We start from the raw sequence: 17728 nt of genomic DNA on the forward strand, positions 1-17728 counted from the left end.
CGCGCAGCGGGACCGCCCCCGTGAAGCCCCGCCAGAGCCCCACTCGGCCCGCGCCCCACGCTCCCCCGACAAAGAGATCAAAAATCAGCCATCAAGTCGCCGCAACAGCCCCCCGCACCCGCGCCACCCGCGGGTGATCCCAATACTTGTCGAAGAAGTAGTGCATCACCGTGTTAACCGCCGGCTCGACAAAGGTCACCACCCCTGCCACCGCAACATTGCCGGTGATGGCGTAGGTCACCGAGAACGACGTGGCCACGTGCATGACACCGAAGGTTGCTGTTTTGGCCATGATGCTCTCCTCGAAAAAGCCGCTGGGTCTGGAACAATGCCTTCATTGTGCGGATGCACGAGCCATTGATCCATTTGATTAGAAGAATCATTCTCATTGACTATGACAATCAAGCACCCTCGCCAGCGCGGCTTCCTGCGCTTCCTGACCTCCTGGCTCACCCCCCTGATCGCCCTGCTGGCCTACCTGCTGTTCTGGCCCGTGCCCATCGAGCCCGTGGCCTGGCAGGCGCCGGAGAACCAGGGCTACAGCGGCCCCCATGCGAGCAACACCCGCCTGGCTGCATTGAAGCAATGGCCACTGGCCAAAGAACAGGTCGGCCCTGAGCACATCACGGCCTACCACGGTGCCATCTACACCGCCCTGAGCAATGGCGATGTCGTGCGCATCGATGAAAACGGCCAGGCCACCACCTTGCTGAACACGGGTGGTCGCCCGCTGGGCCTGGACATCTCGCCCACCGGCCGGATGTACATCGCCGATGCCATGAAAGGCCTGCTGACCGTCAATCTGCTGGCCCCCACCCTGCAGGCCAAGGCCCTGCTGACCAAGATCGACAACCCCCTGCCGGATGATCCGCTGCGCTATGCCGACGCCGTGGCCGTGGACCCGCGCGGCAATGTGTGGCTGACCGATGCCTCACGCCGCTTCGGTGCGGCCGAGAGCGGCGGCACCTTCGAGGCCAGCGTGCTGGACATCCTGGAGCACAGCTGCACGGGCCGCGTGCTGGTGATGGACCCGGTGACCGAGCGCTCGCGTGTGGCGCTCAGCGGCCTGTGCTTCCCCAATGGTCTGGCCTTCTCGCAGGACGGCAAGCACATGTTCCTGTCTGAAACCGGCACCTACCGCATCCTCAAGATCGATCTGGCGCGCCTGTCGGTGACGCGCTCCACCCAGGGCATGAGCACGGTGCCCAGCCTGAAGAACGCCTTCGACCAGGGTGCCGCCAAGGTGCTGATCGACAACCTGCCGGGCTACCCCGACAACCTGATGCGCGGCGAACAAGGCCGCATCTGGGTGGGGCTGACCAAGCCGCGCAGCCCGATCCTGGACATGAGCGCCAGCAAGCCCTGGCTGCGCTCGATGATGCTGCGCCTGCCTCGCGCCGCCTGGCCGGTGCCCAAGGCCTATGGCCACATCATCGCCTTCGATGAAGACGGCCGCATCGTGGACGACCTGCAGGATCCGACGGGGGCCTACCCCGAAACCACCGCCGCCACCGAGATGAACGGCAAGCTGTACGTGCAGAGCCTGCATGCGCACAGCGTGGGCTGGATGCCCTACCCGGCCAAGCCGTAAGCGTCCCAGCTGGTCTTGCAGATCAGCGCCCCCACCACCACCAGGAAGGCCACCCGCACGAAGCCCGCGCCATGGCGCAGGGCCAGGCGGGTGCCCACCATGCTGCCAGCCACATTGGCCACGGCCATGGGCAGCGCCAGGGCCCACACCACGTGCCCATGGGGAATGAACCAGGCCAGCGCGGCCACGTTGGTGGCAAAGTTCAGGCGCTTGGCCGCCGCACTGGCGTGCAGGAAATCCCAGCCCAGCAGGCGCACCAGCGCGAACACGAAGAAACTGCCCGTGCCAGGGCCGAAGATACCGTCGTAAAAGCCGATGAGCGCGCCAATGGCTGTGGCCAGAAGGGCCTCGGTGCGAGGGCGCCAGTGCGGCAGGTGGTGGCGGCCCATGTCCTTGCGCCAGAGCGTGTAGAGCCACACGGCCACCAGCACCACCGGCAAGGCGACCCGAAAGCGCGTGGCAGGCACCAGGGTGGCCAGCCAGGCCCCGATCAGCCCGCCCAGCATGGCCGCCATGATGGCCCCCAACAGACGCGCCGAGGGCAGCCTGACCTGCCGGGCGTATTGCCAGGCCGACCAGCCCGTGCCCCAGATGGAGGCTGCCTTGTTGGTGCCCAGCAGCGTGGCGGGCACGGCCTGAGGGAACAGGCCAAACAGCGAGGGCACGATGATGAGCCCGCCGCCGCCCACGATGGCATCGACCAGGCCTGCGCCAGCCGATGCCAGCAGCATTAGCCCGACGTTGACGGCTGTGAGATCCAGCAACTCAGGTGCGCACTTCGCCCTGGCCCAGCACCACGAACTTCAGTGAGGTCAGGCCTTCCAGGCCGACCGGACCGCGCGCATGGAACTTGTCCGTGCTGATGCCGATCTCGGCGCCCAGGCCGTATTCGAAGCCATCGGCAAAGCGCGTGGAGGCGTTGATCATCACGCTGGCCGAGTCGACCTCGCGAATGAAGCGCATGGCATCGGGGTGGTGGGTGGTCAGGATCGAATCGGTGTGATGGGAGCCGTACTTGTTGATGTGGGCAATGGCCTCATCGAGCGAATCGACCACCTTCACGGCGATGACCGGGGCGAGGTATTCCTCGAACCAGTCCTGCTCGGTGGCATCGACCACGGTGGCACCCGGCACATCGGCCAGGATGGCCTTGGCACGCGGGCAGGCGCGCATCTCCACCCCCTTGGCGGCGAACACCGCACCGATGCGGGGCAGGAAGGCCGCCGCCTGGTTCACGTGCACCAGCAGGGATTCGGTGGCATTGCAGGGGCTGTACTTCTGGGTCTTGGCGTTGTCGGTCACCTTGACGGCCAGATCCAGATCGACCTGGGCATCGACATAGGTGTGGCAATTGCCATCGAGGTGCTTGATCACGGGCACGCGAGCCTCCTTGCTGATGCGCTCGATCAGGCCCTTGCCACCCCGCGGGATGATGACGTCGACATACTCGGGCATGGCGATCAAGCGGCCCACGGCGGCGCGGTCGGTGGTGGGCACCAGTTGCACGGCGTCAGACGGCAGACCCACCTCGGTGAGCGCCGCTTGCACCAGCTTCCACAAGGCCACGTTGGAGTGGATGGCCTCGGAGCCCCCCCGCAGCACGCAACCATTGCCGCTCTTGATGGCCAGGGAGGCGGCCTCGATGGTGACGTTGGGGCGGCTCTCGTAGATCATGCCAAACACGCCGATGGGCACACGCATCTGGCCCACGGTGATGCCGGTGGGGCGGCGACGCAGGTTGATCATCTCGCCCACGGGATCGGGCAAGGAGGCGACCTGCTCGCAGCTTTGCGCCATGGTCTCGATGACCTTGTCGGTCAGGCGCAGGCGATCCACCATGGGCTCGGCCAGGCCGTTGGCCACGGCGGCAGACACGTCGCGCTCGTTGTCGGCCTTGAGTTGGCTGGCGTGGGCGCGGATCTGACCGGCCAGCGCCAGCAGGGCGTTGTTGCGGGCTGCCGTGGACGAGGCCGCCATCACGGTGGCGGCGGCTCGGGCGGCCTGGCCCAGGCGGGTCATCACGGCGTCGACGCTGTCAGACGTGTGATCAGGAGATGATGTGACGGTGTTCATAAGGCAAGATTGTCGCAAACCCACCGACTTTGTGCACCACCATGCCGCAGGTCATCCACATTCACCCCGACGCGCCCCCCAAGCCCCCCGAAGGTCAGCCCTGCAATGGCTGTGGCGTGTGCTGCCTGGCCGAGCCCTGCCCGGTGGGCATGCTGGTGAGCCGGCGCCGGCATGGGGCTTGCAAGGCCCTGGTATGGATGGACACCGAGAAACGCTACCGCTGCGGCCTGCTGCTACACCCCGTCACGGGCTGGCGAGGGCTGTGGCACCGTTGGGCCGCGCGCATGATCTCGGCGGGCAGCGGGTGCGATGCGGCTTTCTCGACACACCGGGAGGACCCGCATGACGGAAAAGGCCACACCGTGTGAAATGGAACCCCTTCAGGGGGATTTATCGCCGGATGAAAGTGCGCTAGTGTGTTTAGGATAAACACAAAGTACAGGAGAGTCCTATGCGGAAACTGCTTCAGAACACTCTCTTTGCGGCCATGACGGCCTGGGCCCTGCACGGCATGCAGGCCCATGTGGTGGACAGTGCCCCGGCCCACACTGCGGCGCCCATGGCGCTGGCCTCAGGCCACTGGCAATACTGACCGCCGCTGCACGGCACCGCGCTTCAGCGGTGCCCGAACATCATCAGGCGCGCCAGTGACTGCTTGGCGGGCGTGAGCGTTTGCAACACCCCCAGACCCAGGCCGCGCACGGTGGCCAGCACGGGGGCCGACCACGTGAAGCTGCGCGCCAGGAAATCGGTGCCAGCGATGAGCGCCAGCCGATCAGGCTGACGTCGGCGCTCGAAGCGCGCCAGCGCGCGCATGACCGCCGCCCCCCGGTCGGCCAGCGCCACCGCCGAGCTGGATTCGTCGATCTGCTGCAAGGCACTGAGCAACTCATGCACATCCCGCAGACCCAGATTGAGCCCCTGGCCCGCCACCGGGTGCAAGGTTTGCGCGGCATTGCCGATGCGCGCCACGGGCCCTTCGCCCACCAGCCGCCGATGCGCATTGAGCCCCAGCGGGAAAGCCTTGAGCGGTGACATCTGGCGAATCTCTCCCACCTCGGGCGGGAACACGGTGTTGAGCAAGGTCAGCCGCTGAGCATCGTCGAGCACGGCCACGGGGTCGTCGCCCTTGGGCACGCACCACACGAGGGCTGCGCGGCGACCCGAAGGCCCTCCAGGCTGCACTGCGCCCGCGGGCAAGGGCAACAGCGCCGCCGGCCCGGCAGGCGTGAAGCGCTCGTAGGCCACCCCTTCAGGGCTGCTGTCGTCCAGCAGAACCTGACCGACCCAGGCGGTCTGCTCGTAATCCCGGCTGAGCCCTTGCGGCCATTGCAGGGCAGGTTGATCCGCAAACACGCCGCCTTCAGCCACCACGGCCAGGTCGAACACGTCGGCAATGTCGGCGTCGACCTCCACCCCGCCTGGCACGGGCTTGAGCCCACGCACCGAGGTGCCAAAGCGCATGACCAGGCGGTGCGGATCGGCCGCCACGGCGGCCAGCCAGGCCGACTGCATGGGCGCCACCAGGGTCCCGTAGCTGAGCACGGCACCCAGTTGCGGCACGCCCTGCTCCCGCGCGCTGATGCTCACGGCCGGAGGCTGCGCAAAAGGCCACAGCACGGTGGGCTGCTGCTGCGACACATGCACCTGACGGATGGGCGCAGTCTGTCCGCTGGCCTGGATGGCGGCCCACAGGCCCAGCCGGCCCAGGAACTGCACACTGCCCTGCGACAGCGCCAGGGTGCGAGGATCTCCAGAGATGTCGCGATCGGCCGCCCGGGCATCGAACACGGTGATGCGCGCCTGAGGCAGCATGCGCGAGGCCTGCAGGGCCAGAGCCAGCCCGGCGGGGCCTGCACCGATGATGGCCAGGGTCAATGCCCCTTGGGAAGCGGTGGTGTCCATGGCAGTCATGAGGTCTGATGAACAAGTAGATCAACAATTCCGCCATTGTCACCCCTCACAATACGGGTCTGAGGGCACCTCTGTGGTGCTTTCCTATAATGCGCCGCACAGCGGACCTGGCCTGGCCACCGCCCGACAAGCTTCACACTGGACGTCTTTGTGTCTTCAAGCAACAGCCCCCAAGTCGATTACCGCACGCTGATGGCGCCTGACATGGCCGAGGTCGATGCGGTGATCCACCGTCGACTGTCCTCTCAAGTGGCGCTGGTCAATCAGATCTCGCACTACATCGTCAATGCCGGCGGCAAGCGCGTGCGCCCCCTGCTGCTGCTGCTGATCGCCCGGGCCCTGGGCTCGGACACTCCGCAGCGCCACGAGATGGCCGCCGTGGTGGAGTTCATCCACACGGCCACCCTGCTGCACGACGATGTGGTGGACGAATCCTCGCTGCGCCGCGGCCGCCAGACGGCCAATGCCATGTTCGGCAATGCCGCCAGCGTGCTGGTAGGCGACTTTCTGTACTCGCGCGCCTTCCAGATGATGGTGTCGACCAACCGCCTGCGAGTGCTGGATGTGCTGGCCGAGGCCACCAACATCATTGCCGAAGGCGAAGTGCTGCAGTTGATGAACATGCACGACCCGGACATCTCGGTGGACGACTACCTCAAGGTGATCGAATACAAGACCGCCAAGCTGTTCGAAGCCAGCGCCCGCCTGGGTGCGGTGATCAGCGATGCCGCGCCCGAGGTGGAAGAGGCCTGCGCCGCCTACGGCCGCGCCGTGGGCACGGCTTTCCAGTTGGTGGACGACCTGCTGGACTACGAGGGCAGCACGGCCGAGCTGGGCAAGAACATCGGCGACGACCTGCGCGAAGGCAAGCCCACCCTGCCCCTGCTGGTGGCCATGCAGCGCGGCACGCCCGAGCAGCGTGAGCTGATCCGCCAGGCCATCATCCACGGCGAGGTCGAGCGCATGGCCGAGATCGTGGCCATCGTGCGTGCCACCGGCGCGCTGGAAGCCACCCGCGAGGCCGCCGTGGCCCAGGCCGAGCAGGCGCAGCGCCATCTGCAGGCCCTGCCCGAGTCGATCTACAAGGACTCTCTGCTACAATTGTCAGTTCATTCAGTGCACCGCTCCACCTGATCGGTCCCGCACTTGAATCGGGGTGTAGCTTAGCCTGGTAGAGCGCTACGTTCGGGACGTAGAGGCCGGAGGTTCGAATCCTCTCACCCCGACCAGGACACACCAAGGCCCGCCAAGTTGGCTTCAACTGGCGGGCTTTTTGTTTGCCCGCATCAAACGATGAATTACCAATTATTACAATCAACACGCACGATAATTGCCATCAACTGGTAATATTCATCTCATCAACATGCAATTCAGGAGGACGGAACAGGCAAGCGAAGGGGCATCGAAAGTTGCGCTGGATCTCGCAAGTCATCTGTCATCCGACCCAAAGTCGGAGCAAAACAAGGCGTCATGTCCATCAGGCATGACGCCTTTTTTGCTTGCGCTCGATCATTTGCTGGTAGCCCTTAAAATCCGCGCATCCAAGCCATCAAATCTACCAACGTAATGCAGATGACTTACGTCATTGAGGCAACGTTCACCCAGGGCCCCCACCAGTGAAGACAACACCTACAAGCCACATCCGGGTGATGATCGCAGACGACCACCCGCTCATCGTCGAAGGGTTGACCAGCGTACTGGCGCGCCATGATCTGACCGTGGTGGGCTCCGCAGGCACGCCCGAGTCCGTGGTCGACACATTCCGGCGCCTGACACCCGATGTCCTGGTGCTGGACCTGCGCTTCGGCGAGGGCGGGATTGGCGGTCTGGACGTGCTGTCGGAGATGGTCCGCCAATTCACCGACCCCAAGGTCGTGATCTACACGCAGTTCGACCAGGACACGGTGATCCGCGAAGCCTACAAGCGTGGCGCCAAGGCCTTCATCCCCAAGAGCACGGACCCCGCCGAACTGGCTCAGGCCATCCTGAAGGTGCAGCAGGGTGAGACCGTGTTCTTGCCAGACATCGCGTCGCGCCTGGCCCTGTTCAGCGTTCGCGGCGACAGCTCCCCTCTGGCCAGGTTGCAGCCCCGCGAACTGGAGGTCTTCAAGTTCATGGCCCTGGGTCTGACCAATGTGGAAATTGCCGAGCGCATGGACCTGTCACCCAAGACCATCAGCACCACCAGCCAATCCATCAAGGACCAGTTGGGCATGCACCGTACCGCGGACCTCACCTTGTTGGCCGTCAAGCATGGCCTGATCGAACCCTGAAGAACATGCTGCACCCGAAGTTCAGGATCGCGGCCCGTTGTACTGTCGCGCTTGCACTGACTCTGCCTGCCATCGTCGCGCAGGCTCAGACGTCGGCCACCATGGATGCCGAAGAGCAGGACTACCCCGTCGTCATCACACCCACCCGCCTGAAACAGGCGCTGGCCGATGTGCCCGCCAGCGTGACCATCCTCACGGCCGACACCTTGCGTCAACATGGTGTCACCAGCGTGGTCGATGCGCTGCGCCTGGTCCCTGGCATGGCCGTGATGCGATCCACGGCCAATGACTACAAGATCAACTATCACGGCACCAACACCTCTCAGCCGCGCCGCCTGAACGTGCTGGTCGATGGCATCTCCGTCTACAAGCCCGGGCTGTCTCGGGTGGACTGGTCTTCCCTGCCCGTGTCGATCGAGGACATCGACCGCATCGAAGTGACCCGTGGATCCAATTCGTCAGCCTATGGGCCCAATTCGATGATGGCGATCATCAACATCCTGACCCGACACCCCAAGGATGTCGATCGGGGGTTGGTGTCCGTGTCGGCCGATTCGCGCGATGACACACGCATCACACTGAGGATGGCCGGCGCCCTCGGTGCATGGCATGTCCGCGCCACCTACGAGCAGCAAGGTGGCTCGGGCTACGACTATTCGACTCGCGGCGGCGCCGACCACGACGGCATCGCGACCGAACGACTGAACCTGCGCTCGCAAGTGGATCTGGCGGGGGGCTCCTCGCTGGAGACGCACTGGTCTCTGGGTCGATCGCTCAAGCAGCTCGGGCGACTGGACCCTTTCCAGACCTCTCCCCAGAACCTGCGTGACACGGATGTCCTGGCAGGCGCACGGCTGATCATGCCGCTGTCCCCGGACCACGAGGTGCAATTCACCCTGTCGGCCAATGAGACCCGGATCCGCCAGCGCTGGAGCACCTGCTGGCCTCAACTGGCCCTGCTGCCCGAGGTCTACGCTCTGTCCCAGGCCAATCCGGATTACATCCTCCAGATGCTGCGTGGGCAGATCCCCCCCACGGGTGGAAGCGCCCGCGATGACGAGCTGGCGCAGATCGCCATCCAGGCCATCCTGGGCCTGGGCAGCGGCATGTTCATGCCCATCTGCGGCATGACAGACAACAACGCCGACGAATCCCGCGTCCAGCTGGAAGTGCAGGACACCTATGTGATGTCCGACCGCCTGCGCCTGGTGGGTGGCCTGGGCGCTCGCCACCAGCGCACCTCCAGCCAGACATTTCTGGCCGGCACCGCCACCAACAATCTGATCTGGGTGTTCGGGCACGGCGAATTTCGCCCCTCCAATGTGTTGACCGTGAACATGGGAGGCTACTTCGAGTCCAACTCCCTGAGCGGCGACACCTTCTCGCCGCGTCTGGCGCTGAACTGGCATCTGCCAAAGCAGCAGACCCTCAGACTGGTCTACTCCGAAGGCACCCGCACGCCCGATCTGTTCGAAGAGCGCGCACGCTGGAGCCAGACGCTCTACAACATCGATCCGCCCCTCAATGGGTCGAGCACGGCCAAGATCGCTGCCGCGCTGAACTCAAGTGGCGCCTCATCGACCGAACGCGTCAGGTCCACAGAGCTGGGCTATTTGCTGCAGGAGCCACGGATCGGCCTGTCGCTCGATGTGAAACTGTTTGACGACCATCTGAGCCATCTGGTGGTGGACCACGCGCCCGTGGATGCCTCCGTGACAGGGTACATGCCACCGGGCTCAGTCCGGCTGAGCGGGCTGGAAACTCAGATCAGCTGGGATCTGGCACAGGGGTGGTCAGGGTTCTTGCACTACACCAACCTGCTCAACCGCCAGGCCTCCAATGCCGAGGAGCGCCGCCAGTGGTCCAGACACAGCGGCGCCATCGGCATCAGCCGAGTTTGGTCCAACGGATGGCAGGCATCCTTGTCGCATCATGCCAGCAGCGGTAACGGCACTTACGAAACCCGCTCCGCGCGCACGACCGCCCATGTGTCTCGCACACTCGCGCTCGCAGGACAGCCTGTCAGGGCCTCTGTGACGATGACGTATCTCGATCCGGCGCGTGTCACGGACCAGGTGCGCACAGTGGGCCCCTTCTACTCTGGCTACGACAGCAGATTCAGCATCGGTGGGCAACTGAGCACATCGTTCTGAGGCATGCACCTCATGAGTCCGCCCCCGCTTGACCGACGAACGCTGCTGCAGGCCATCGGCCTGCTCGGCCTGAGTCGGCAAGCATGGGCGGCCACGCTGGACGTGCATGTACTGTCCAGTGGCGACACGCCCGCGCAGCAAGCGCTCGTGCAGGCCTTGAGTGCGCGGCTGCCGTCTCTCCATGTGCAGAACGATCTGAGCGCGCCCAATGCCAAGATGCCGACCGGTGCGAGCATCGTTCTGGGCGCTCAGGCGGTGCGCCAGGCCCTGGACAAGGGGCTCAAGGGGCCCACCATCGCCGTGCTGACCTCGGCTCAGGCGCAGCGGCTCGGAATGGCATCCTTGCCCTCGCGGGAGCGCCCCGGCTGGTCCGCGCTTTACACCGATGCCTCCCCGCTGTCACAGTTCCAGCTGATTGACGCCGTGTTCGAGCGCAAGGTGAATGTGGGCGTGCTGCTGTCGGAGGCCTCGGCCCATCTGGAGCGTGCCCTGGGTCAGGCGGCCACGACCACGGGCATGAACCTTCTGCTGGCCAAGGTGGGCCCCCAGGACAACGTGGTGCGTGCCATCAACCGCATCGGTGATGTTCAGGTCCTGCTCGCGGTCGCCGACAGCCAGCTCTACACCCCCGACTCCCTGCGTGCCGTGCTGGAATCCACCTACCGGCGCGGCTTGCCCGTGATCGGCTTTTCACCGGCCACGGTCTCCGCCGGAACACTGGCCACCGCCTGCTCCGATGTGGGCGATGTGACCGCCGATCTGATCGATTGGGCGGAGAGTCTCAGAAGCGCCACATCCGTCGCCCCGGGCGAGGCGCGCCACTGCAGATACTGGAAGATCAAGGTCAACGACAGCGTGGCCCGCTCTCTGGGGATCCCCCTGTCAGAGCGACTGCTCAAGCTGGGCGTTCAGCCCTTGGCGAGGTCCGCCCGATGATGCACCGACTCAGACTCCACCACAGCATCACCACCCGACTGCTGCTGATCGCCGTGGTGCCCGCCGCCCTGATGTTTGTCGTCGTGACGGCCACGCTCTATGCCATGACACGCGCCGATGCCCAGCGCGAGATGCAGCAGCACGGCCGCATGATCGCCTCGGCACTGGCACACAGCAGCCGCTACAGCCTGATGTCGGGCAATCTGTCTTACCTGCAGACCAGCTTGAAGCGGCTGACCCGTGACGACCCGAGCATCGCCTGCGTGTCTCTGTATGACCAGCAGCAAAAGCGCTTGATCAAGGTCTGCCAGAACCCCACGCCCATGACCACGGAAGTGGTCGTGGCACCGATCGAGCTGGAACAACTGCCCGATCTGGAAGGCTTTGAGCTCTCCAGCAGCCCTGCAGGCACCATGCGGATGATCGGTCACGTCGAAGTGGCCATGACCGTGACCCCATTGCTCCATGCCAAGCTCAAGAGCGTGCTGGGCGCCACAGGCCTGGTGCTGCTGGCCGCCATCGGCAGTTGCATCGTGGGTCTGATCCTGTCCAGGCGTCTGGTCAGCACCTTTGACGAGGTGATGGCCACCTTGCGAGCCATCCGCCGAGGCGACTTCCAGGTTCAGTTCAAGGCCATCGAGGCGGGCGAGCTGGGCGAGTTGCAAAGAACCATCCAGCAGATGGCCGACTCGCTGGACAGCAGTCGCCATGAGTTGGAGCGCCAGGTCGAGTTGCGCACGCAGGAGCTCAAGCTGGCCATCGAGCGGGTTCAGAAGGCCGATGCTGAAAAGCGCCGCCTGATCAGCCACAGCAACGCCATGGTCGAAGCCGACCGCAAACGCGTGGCCGTGGAGATCCACGACCACCTGGGCGCCGCCCTGATCTCGGTCCGGCTGGAGGCCTCGGCCCTGCTGGCCCGGGCAGAAGCCGCCCGTGACGAGGACAGCGCCCGCCTGGCCCGCCGCATTTGCGACACCGTGCAGTCGCTCTATGTCAGCTCACGCGACATCATCAAGAGTCTGCGCCCGGAGGTCATCGACACGCTGGGACTGGCAGGTGCCATCGAAGAAATGGTGCGCCATCTGGATGCGGCCCACCCGGATTGCCGGTTCTCCTTCATCGCCCCCGATGGGGCACCTGACGTCCGGGGGGAGGTGGCCATCGCGGTCTACCGTGTCGTTCAGGAGGCCTGCACCAACATCATCAAACATGCCGAAGCCCATCGGGCCAAGGTGATCCTGTCCATGGCACCAGATACTGGTGAACTGTGCATCACGGTGCATGATGATGGCCGAGGCTTCAGCATGTCGGGTCAGAGCCCTGCGGGCCTGGGCCTGATCGGCATGCGTGAGCGGGTGGCCGCCATCGGTGGTCAACTGCAGATCACCTCCAGCCCAGGTGGCGGCACGACCCTGGAGCTCCATGTACCGATTCAAGCAGGCCGGTCGAGCTGAGCTGTCATGTAGACGGCGCGCCCCGGATAGGTCGCCAGGGCGGCCTGACCTGCCGCGTCCAGCGGCATGATCGCCAGCCCGTGGCCCTGCCAGAAGGGCACCGTGTCGTTGACCGACACCAGCGCCAGCCCTCGGTAGCCCTGCGCGACAGCCAGCGCACGCGCCACCTGGATCAGGCGCTGCGCCACGCGCTGTCCACGCAGTGCCTGACCAATGGCCAGATCGTGCAGGTAGAGCACATCGGCCTGCGCGGCGTCGGCAAACGGATGACTCAGCGGCGTCACCTTGCCCCACACCGACCGATAGGCCACCAGATAGCCCCCCACCTGCCCCTGGGCATCCAGTGCGACCCAGGCTGTATCAGGACAGGCCAGCAGGCGCTGGCTCAGCACCTCGCGTGATTCGTTCATCTCGGGCGGATAACACTGCGCCTGAACGCCGAGCACCGCGTCCAGGTCATCGTGCTGCATGAGGCGCACCGAGCCCATCAACGCACCGCCGACACCAAGGCATCTACCAGCTGTTGCACATGCTCAAGAGTGTGCGCCGCCGAGAGCGAAATGCGCAGGCGCGATGTGCCCTGTGGCACGGTGGGTGGACGGATGGCCGGCACCCACACCCCCTGGCGGTCCAGGGCCGCCATCACCATCAGGGCCGACTCGTTGCGCCCGATCACCAGGGGCTGGATCGCCGTGTCTGAGGGCCACAGCGACCAGGGCACCTGTCCCTCACTCAGCCCCTCACGCAGTTGATCGCGCAAGGCTTTCAGACGATCCCGGCGCCAGCCCTCCTGCTCGATCAGGCGCAGGGCGGCGCGCAAAGCCTCGGCCACCATGGCCGGTGCGGCCGTGGCGAACATATAGGTACGCGCCATCTGCATGATCCACTCAATCACCACCGGATGCCCTGCCACGAAGGCTCCGGACACGCCAGCGGCCTTGCCCAGGGTGGCCATGTAGATCAGGCGATCGAGCCGACCGCCTTGCCAGTCAGGCGAGATGCCGTCGCGTCCGACGATGCGGGCATGCGCCAGACTGCCCTCGCCATGCGCACCGAGGACCCCGAAACCGTGTGCGTCGTCCACCATCAGCCAGGCATCGTGCTCCTCGCACAAGGCCAGCAGGGCCGGGATGTCGGCAATGACACCGTCCATGCTGAAGACCGAATCGGTGACCACCAGCTTGCGGGCTGCGGAGCTGGCGGCCAAGGCATCGTCCAAGGCACTGAGGTCGCCATGGGGCACCACATGGATGTCGGCCCGCGACAGGCGCGCACCATCGATCAGGCAGGCATGATTGAGCGCATCAGAGAAGATCGCATCACCGCGCCCCACCAGGGCCGGGATGATGCCCACATTGGCGGCATAGCCGGCATAGAAGTACAGGGCCCGAGGCAGACCCACCAGACGAGCCAGCTCCTGCTCCAGGGCCTCATGCGCCGGGCTGTGGCCGCACACCAGGGGCGAGGCCGTGGCCCCCACACCGTAACGCGAGGCGGCCAACTGAGCAGCTTCAATGAGTTGCGGATGCTGCGACAGCCCCAGATAGTCATTGCTGCCAAAAGACAGGCGGCGTTGCCCGTTGACCAGATAGGTGGTGCCCCGCAAGGCCTCGTCATCGGCCTGCAACAGGCCCGGCGGCTCGGCGGGTTCGACAACACGACGGACACGCAGTCGATGCTGCGTGCGCAGCATCTCCAGGGCCTCTTCAAAAGGAGTGATCAGCGACATGCCCGCAAGCGTACCAGCCTCATGCGGACTGGGCCTTGGTCTGGATCATCCGCTGGCCCGTCCACACCATCAGGGCCACGCCCAGCGCGCACAAGGGGGCCCAGGCACTGACCTGCTCGCCCAGCAACAGGGCCGACAAGGCCATGGCGCCAAAGGGTTGCAACAACTGGATCTGGCTGACCCGCATGGCATCCCGTGCGAGTGCGGCATACCAGGCAAAAAACCCCAGCCAGCTGGAACACAGCGCCACATACAGCAGGGCCCACCAGGCCTGTGGCGCGATCAGGGCCACCGACACGCCGGCATCGTCTGCCCACCAAGCCCAGCCCGCGCCAGGCAGGGTCACGGGCAAGGCCCACACCAAGGCCCAGGACATGACCTGTGGCGACGGCATGTGCTGCGCCGCCCGCGCCCCGGCCACATAGGCGATCGAAGCGCCCAGCATGCCCATCAGCAAAACGACGTCACTGACATGCCAATGTCCCTGTCCTTCGGGGGCGGTCTGCACGGCAAAGAGCAGGACCAGGCTCACACCGATCAAGCCGGCGAGCCAGAAGCCGGCACGGGGTCGATGCCCCAACCACCAGGCCGCCAGCGCGGCTGTGACCAGGGGCAGCACGCCTGTCACCACGGAAGCATGCCAGGCCGGCACCACGCGCACGGCCCAGCCCATGCAGGCCGGGAACATCAGCACCCCACCCAGGACCACCCCCAGCAACCAGGGACGCGAGGCGCGCTCCGGCCAGGGCGCCTTGCGCCACCACAGGTAGAGAGCCGCGGGCAGTGCCGCCAGCACCCCCCGCCCCAGCGCCACGAACAGGGGCGGCAGTTGCGGCTGCTCCACCCCACCGTTGGCCAGCCGCGTCATGGGAATGGTCATGGCGAACATGAGCACCGCAAGCACACCCAGGCTGCGAGGGCTGAGTGTGCGCAAAAAAGCGAGGGGGGCTTGTGCAAAGGCTTTCATGTATGGCAATGTAGGCACCATCACCAATACACAAGCAGTACAGTTCATCGATCAGTCCGACACACTGTATGGGTGAGATGACCAGCACACTGCTTCCACCCATGACCACTCCCCTGAGCCGCAACAGCGCCCTGACGCTCACCGAGCAACTGGTCGCTCTCCTGGCCTCGCGCATCGAGCAACGCCTGCTGACGCCGGGCTCGCGCCTGCCCTCCGTGCGTGAATGCGCCCGCACCCACCAGGTCAGCCCCTACACCGTGGTGGCCGCTTATGACCAGTTGCAGGCCCGCGGACTCGTCGAGGCCCGCAGCCAGCGCGGCTACTTCGTGCGCGAGGGCAGCGAACGCACCGCCCGCGTCGCCAGTGGCCAGCGACGCCCCACCCCACCCGCACGGCCGCCCTTCGATGCCACCACCTTGCTGCGCGGCATGTTCAATGCCCCCGGTCAACGGGCCATGCCCGCACTGGGCACCTTGCCTGCCACCTGGCTGGACGGCGCCATGCTGGGATCGGCCCTGCGCAAGGTCACGCACGGCGCACGCGTGGACGCCCTGAGCCTGTATTACGCGGATGCGCTGGGCGATGCCCGCCTGCGCCAGGCCCTGACCCATCGACTCGACGAGATCGGTCTGAAGGTCGATCCGCAGCAGATCATCACCACCGTGGGCGGCGCACACGCGCTGGACGTGGTCACGCGGACCCTGCTGCAACCCGGGGATGCCGTGCTGGTCGACGAGCCCGGCTGGGCCGCCGAGTTTGCGCGCCTGCAGCTCATGGGCATGCGCCTGCTGCCAGTGCCACGCGGCCCGGATGGGCCCGATCTGCAGGTGCTGGAGCACCTGGCCCGCACCCACCGCCCCAAGCTCTATGTGACCGTGTCGGTGCTGCACAACCCCACCAGCGTCATGCTCTCGCCCGGGCACGCTCACCAGGTGCTGCGCCTGGCCGAGCAACACGACTTCCACATCCTGGAGGACGACATCTACGCCTTCCTGGCGCCAGCCCATGCCACCCGCTTGAGCGTGCTTGACGAGTTGCGTCGCACCATCACGATCAGCAGCTTTTCCAAGGCCTTGGCCCCAGGCTGGCGGGTGGGCTACATCGTCTCGCCACCCGCCCTGGTCGACCGCTTCGTTGGCACCAAGCTCTTGTCCACCCTGAGCACCGCCCCGGTGCTGGAACAGGCCCTCGCGCACTGCATGGAGCAGGGCCAGTTGCGCCGACATTGCGAGCGCGTGATCACCCAGCTCGATGGTGCGCGTGCCCGCTGTCTGACGCTGGCGCGCGCCAGTCAATGCCACTTCGTCACCCCGCCTCAAGGCCTGTTTGGCTGGGTCGACGTGGGAGTGGACACGGAGCGCCTGGCCCACCCCATGCTGGACGCAGGCTGGATGATCGCGCCTGGAGCGCTCTTCCATGCCGAACGGCGGCCCACCACGCTGATGCGCATCAATGTGGCCACCTCACAGGATGCAGACTTCTGGAAGGCCTTGCAGGCGGCCGTGCGCCGACTGCGTCACTGATGCACCAGCGCGGCGACCTCAGTCGCGCGGCAGGGCCCCGATGACAGCCGAAGCCTCGGCCAGCACGCGCTGCACGATCTCGGCCACGCTCGGCACATCGTGGATCAGGCCCTGAGATTGACCGATCAACTGCACACCCTCCTCATGGTTGCCCTCGTGGATGGCCTTGCGCATGGCCAGCGTGGCCGCACCGAAGTAGGCGATCTTGACCGCATTGACGGCGCCCTGGCTCATCGCATCGCGGGCCAGATCGGTCAAGGGGCGATCCATCTCCAGGGCCGCCTGGATGGAGCGGCTCAGGGCCACCGGCGGGCTCAGGCGGCGAGCCGTGTACTTGCGCCCCCCGGGCGTGCGCATCACGCGGCAAGGGAAGGTGTCGAAGTTCTTCGAGTAGATCGTGTCCTCGGCCGGCTTGTCGATGATCAATTGCTTGGTGTCGGCATGCACCGGGCTCTCGCGCGACGTGGCGAAGCGGGTCCCCATGGCCACCGCATCGGCCCCCAGGGCCAGTGCGGCCACCAGCCCGCGCCCATCGGCAAAGCCCCCGGCCGCGATGATGGGCAGATCACACAGGTCGCGCACCACCGGCACCAAGACCAGCGAGGTCACATTGCCGCCATGGGCCGCCGCCTCGTGGCCCGTGACGATCAGGCCGTCCACCCCCATGTCGATGGCCGAGCGGGCATGCTTTTCATTGGACACGGTGGCGATCACCTTGCCCCCGTAGGCGTGGGCACGCTCGATCACCCAATCGCCCTTGCCCATGGAGATGTTGATGACCGGCACACGCTCCTGCAGGGCCACCTCGGCGCATTCGGTGGCCCCCGGCAGCAGCAGGCTGCAACCCACCGCAAAGGGCTTGTCGGTCAAGGCCCGCACCTGGGCGATGGACGCACGGCATTCCTCGGGCGACAGCCCTCCCGAAGCCAGGATGCCCAGCCCCCCGGCCTGACTGACTGCCCCCACCAACTGGGGAACGGCCACATAGGTCATGCCGGGCAGAACAATGGGATGCTGGATGCCCAGCAAGCGGGTCAGACGGGTGTTCATGGTGGTGATGCCTTGGATCGCGGGGCACTGTAGCACCCATCGGGCACACAGGATGCCAGGGTGCG

General features: G+C 65.8%; 17 protein-coding genes and 1 tRNA gene. 10 read left to right on the forward strand and 8 right to left on the reverse strand.

The genetic code is table 11. The annotated features are described in order from the left end of the window. Positions 1-91: 91 nt before the first annotated feature. Positions 92-292, reverse strand: a complete 201-nt coding sequence (locus VFW84_RS07755) for a DUF2061 domain-containing protein (protein ID WP_329679876.1) — start codon at positions 290-292, stop codon at positions 92-94. Between the two features lie 102 nt (positions 293-394). On the opposite strand from VFW84_RS07755, the gene VFW84_RS07760 reads away from it, so the two are divergent. Next, positions 395-1591 (forward strand): SMP-30/gluconolactonase/LRE family protein, encoded by a 1197-nt coding sequence (locus VFW84_RS07760; protein WP_329679877.1) that lies wholly within the window; start codon positions 395-397, stop codon positions 1589-1591. Here VFW84_RS07760 and VFW84_RS07765 read toward each other — a convergent pair. Then, positions 1573-2322 (reverse strand): sulfite exporter TauE/SafE family protein, encoded by a 750-nt coding sequence (locus VFW84_RS07765; protein WP_329679891.1) that lies wholly within the window; start codon positions 2320-2322, stop codon positions 1573-1575. The genes VFW84_RS07760 and VFW84_RS07765 overlap by 19 nt on opposite strands. A gap of 34 nt (positions 2323-2356) precedes the next feature. Further along, positions 2357-3664: a glutamate-5-semialdehyde dehydrogenase gene (locus VFW84_RS07770; protein ID WP_329679878.1), complete on the reverse strand. Its 1308-nt coding sequence runs from the start codon at positions 3662-3664 to the stop codon at positions 2357-2359. Positions 3665-3705: 41 nt separating this feature from the next. Between VFW84_RS07770 and VFW84_RS07775 the strand changes: the two genes are divergently transcribed. Together VFW84_RS07775 and VFW84_RS07780 are read left to right on the forward strand one after the other, a co-directional pair. After that, positions 3706-4032, forward strand: a complete 327-nt coding sequence (locus VFW84_RS07775; protein WP_329679879.1) for a hypothetical protein — start codon at positions 3706-3708, stop codon at positions 4030-4032. 83 nt (positions 4033-4115) lie between these two features. Beyond that, positions 4116-4256 carry a hypothetical protein gene (locus VFW84_RS07780; RefSeq protein WP_329679880.1) on the forward strand — a complete coding sequence of 47 codons (141 nt, stop codon included), beginning with the start codon at positions 4116-4118 and terminating at the stop codon, positions 4254-4256. A gap of 23 nt (positions 4257-4279) precedes the next feature. On the opposite strand, the gene VFW84_RS07785 is transcribed toward VFW84_RS07780, so the two are convergent. Further along, entirely contained in the window at positions 4280-5569 is a 1290-nt protein-coding gene (locus VFW84_RS07785) for an FAD-dependent monooxygenase (RefSeq protein WP_329679881.1), read from the reverse strand. Between the two features lie 201 nt (positions 5570-5770). Here VFW84_RS07785 and VFW84_RS07790 point away from each other — a divergent pair, with 201 nt between their 5' ends. From VFW84_RS07790 to VFW84_RS07815, 6 genes are all read left to right on the forward strand, one after another. Further along, the gene (locus tag VFW84_RS07790; RefSeq protein WP_329679892.1) at positions 5771-6712 is read left to right on the forward strand and encodes a polyprenyl synthetase family protein; all 942 of its coding nucleotides are present in this window, start codon (positions 5771-5773) and stop codon (positions 6710-6712) included. A gap of 18 nt (positions 6713-6730) precedes the next feature. Further along, a tRNA-Pro gene (locus VFW84_RS07795) sits at positions 6731-6807 on the forward strand. Between the two features lie 420 nt (positions 6808-7227). Beyond that, on the forward strand, positions 7228-7851 hold the full coding sequence (locus tag VFW84_RS07800; protein WP_329679882.1) for a response regulator transcription factor: 624 nt from the start codon (positions 7228-7230) through the stop codon (positions 7849-7851). A gap of 5 nt (positions 7852-7856) precedes the next feature. Continuing rightward, complete coding sequence (locus VFW84_RS07805; protein ID WP_329679883.1) at positions 7857-10004, forward strand: TonB-dependent receptor plug domain-containing protein; 2148 nt, start codon at positions 7857-7859, stop codon at positions 10002-10004. A 12-nt stretch (positions 10005-10016) separates the two neighbouring features. Further along, a complete protein-coding gene (locus VFW84_RS07810) occupies positions 10017-10940 on the forward strand; it encodes a hypothetical protein (protein WP_329679884.1) in 924 nt (307 codons plus the stop codon). Continuing rightward, positions 10937-12394, forward strand: coding sequence for a sensor histidine kinase (locus VFW84_RS07815; RefSeq protein WP_329679885.1), 1458 nt, complete (start codon positions 10937-10939; stop codon positions 12392-12394). The genes VFW84_RS07810 and VFW84_RS07815 overlap by 4 nt, the downstream gene beginning before the upstream one ends. Here the strand turns inward: VFW84_RS07815 and VFW84_RS07820 are convergent. Genes VFW84_RS07820 through VFW84_RS07830 form a run of 3 tightly spaced genes read right to left on the reverse strand, consistent with a single transcriptional unit; the run spans position 12373 to position 15138 of the window. After that, on the reverse strand, positions 12373-12864 hold the full coding sequence (locus VFW84_RS07820) for a GNAT family N-acetyltransferase (protein WP_329679886.1): 492 nt from the start codon (positions 12862-12864) through the stop codon (positions 12373-12375). The genes VFW84_RS07815 and VFW84_RS07820 overlap by 22 nt on opposite strands. A gap of 17 nt (positions 12865-12881) precedes the next feature. Next, positions 12882-14123 carry an 8-amino-7-oxononanoate synthase gene (bioF, locus tag VFW84_RS07825; protein WP_329679887.1) on the reverse strand — a complete coding sequence of 414 codons (1242 nt, stop codon included), beginning with the start codon at positions 14121-14123 and terminating at the stop codon, positions 12882-12884. A gap of 19 nt (positions 14124-14142) precedes the next feature. Beyond that, positions 14143-15138 carry a DMT family transporter gene (locus VFW84_RS07830; protein WP_329679888.1) on the reverse strand — a complete coding sequence of 332 codons (996 nt, stop codon included), beginning with the start codon at positions 15136-15138 and terminating at the stop codon, positions 14143-14145. A gap of 53 nt (positions 15139-15191) precedes the next feature. On the opposite strand from VFW84_RS07830, the gene VFW84_RS07835 reads away from it, so the two are divergent. Further along, positions 15192-16613: a PLP-dependent aminotransferase family protein gene (locus VFW84_RS07835; RefSeq protein ID WP_329679889.1), complete on the forward strand. Its 1422-nt coding sequence runs from the start codon at positions 15192-15194 to the stop codon at positions 16611-16613. 18 nt (positions 16614-16631) lie between these two features. Here VFW84_RS07835 and VFW84_RS07840 read toward each other — a convergent pair whose 3' ends face one another. Next, the gene (locus VFW84_RS07840) at positions 16632-17663 is read right to left on the reverse strand and encodes a nitronate monooxygenase (RefSeq protein ID WP_329679890.1); all 1032 of its coding nucleotides are present in this window, start codon (positions 17661-17663) and stop codon (positions 16632-16634) included. Positions 17664-17728 lie beyond the last annotated feature (65 nt).

It is taken from the genome of Aquabacterium sp. (genome assembly GCF_036279655.1).
Taxonomy (GTDB): Bacteria; Pseudomonadota; Gammaproteobacteria; order Burkholderiales; family Burkholderiaceae_C; genus Aquabacterium.

What these genes read in the sequence shown, in the direction of transcription:
- VFW84_RS07810 (WP_329679884.1), top strand. Translation starts at nt 10,017, where the DNA reads ATGAGTCCGCCCCCGCTTGACCGACGAACGCTGCTGCAGGCCATCGGC.
- VFW84_RS07800 (WP_329679882.1), top strand. Translation starts at nt 7,228, where the DNA reads ATGATCGCAGACGACCACCCGCTCATCGTCGAAGGGTTGACCAGCGTA.
- VFW84_RS07775 (WP_329679879.1), top strand. Translation starts at nt 3,706, where the DNA reads ATGCCGCAGGTCATCCACATTCACCCCGACGCGCCCCCCAAGCCCCCC.
- VFW84_RS07830 (WP_329679888.1), bottom strand. Translation starts at nt 15,138, where the DNA reads ATGAACTGTACTGCTTGTGTATTGGTGATGGTGCCTACATTGCCATAC.
- VFW84_RS07790 (WP_329679892.1), top strand. Translation starts at nt 5,771, where the DNA reads ATGGCGCCTGACATGGCCGAGGTCGATGCGGTGATCCACCGTCGACTG.
- bioF (WP_329679887.1), bottom strand. Translation starts at nt 14,123, where the DNA reads ATGTCGCTGATCACTCCTTTTGAAGAGGCCCTGGAGATGCTGCGCACG.
- VFW84_RS07780 (WP_329679880.1), top strand. Translation starts at nt 4,116, where the DNA reads ATGCGGAAACTGCTTCAGAACACTCTCTTTGCGGCCATGACGGCCTGG.
- VFW84_RS07805 (WP_329679883.1), top strand. Translation starts at nt 7,857, where the DNA reads ATGCTGCACCCGAAGTTCAGGATCGCGGCCCGTTGTACTGTCGCGCTT.
- VFW84_RS07770 (WP_329679878.1), bottom strand. Translation starts at nt 3,664, where the DNA reads ATGAACACCGTCACATCATCTCCTGATCACACGTCTGACAGCGTCGAC.
- VFW84_RS07835 (WP_329679889.1), top strand. Translation starts at nt 15,192, where the DNA reads ATGACCACTCCCCTGAGCCGCAACAGCGCCCTGACGCTCACCGAGCAA.
- VFW84_RS07815 (WP_329679885.1), top strand. Translation starts at nt 10,937, where the DNA reads ATGATGCACCGACTCAGACTCCACCACAGCATCACCACCCGACTGCTG.
- VFW84_RS07840 (WP_329679890.1), bottom strand. Translation starts at nt 17,663, where the DNA reads ATGAACACCCGTCTGACCCGCTTGCTGGGCATCCAGCATCCCATTGTT.
- VFW84_RS07760 (WP_329679877.1), top strand. Translation starts at nt 395, where the DNA reads ATGACAATCAAGCACCCTCGCCAGCGCGGCTTCCTGCGCTTCCTGACC.
- VFW84_RS07820 (WP_329679886.1), bottom strand. Translation starts at nt 12,864, where the DNA reads ATGCAGCACGATGACCTGGACGCGGTGCTCGGCGTTCAGGCGCAGTGT.
- VFW84_RS07765 (WP_329679891.1), bottom strand. Translation starts at nt 2,322, where the DNA reads ATGCTGCTGGCATCGGCTGGCGCAGGCCTGGTCGATGCCATCGTGGGC.
- VFW84_RS07785 (WP_329679881.1), bottom strand. Translation starts at nt 5,569, where the DNA reads ATGGACACCACCGCTTCCCAAGGGGCATTGACCCTGGCCATCATCGGT.
- VFW84_RS07755 (WP_329679876.1), bottom strand. Translation starts at nt 292, where the DNA reads ATGGCCAAAACAGCAACCTTCGGTGTCATGCACGTGGCCACGTCGTTC.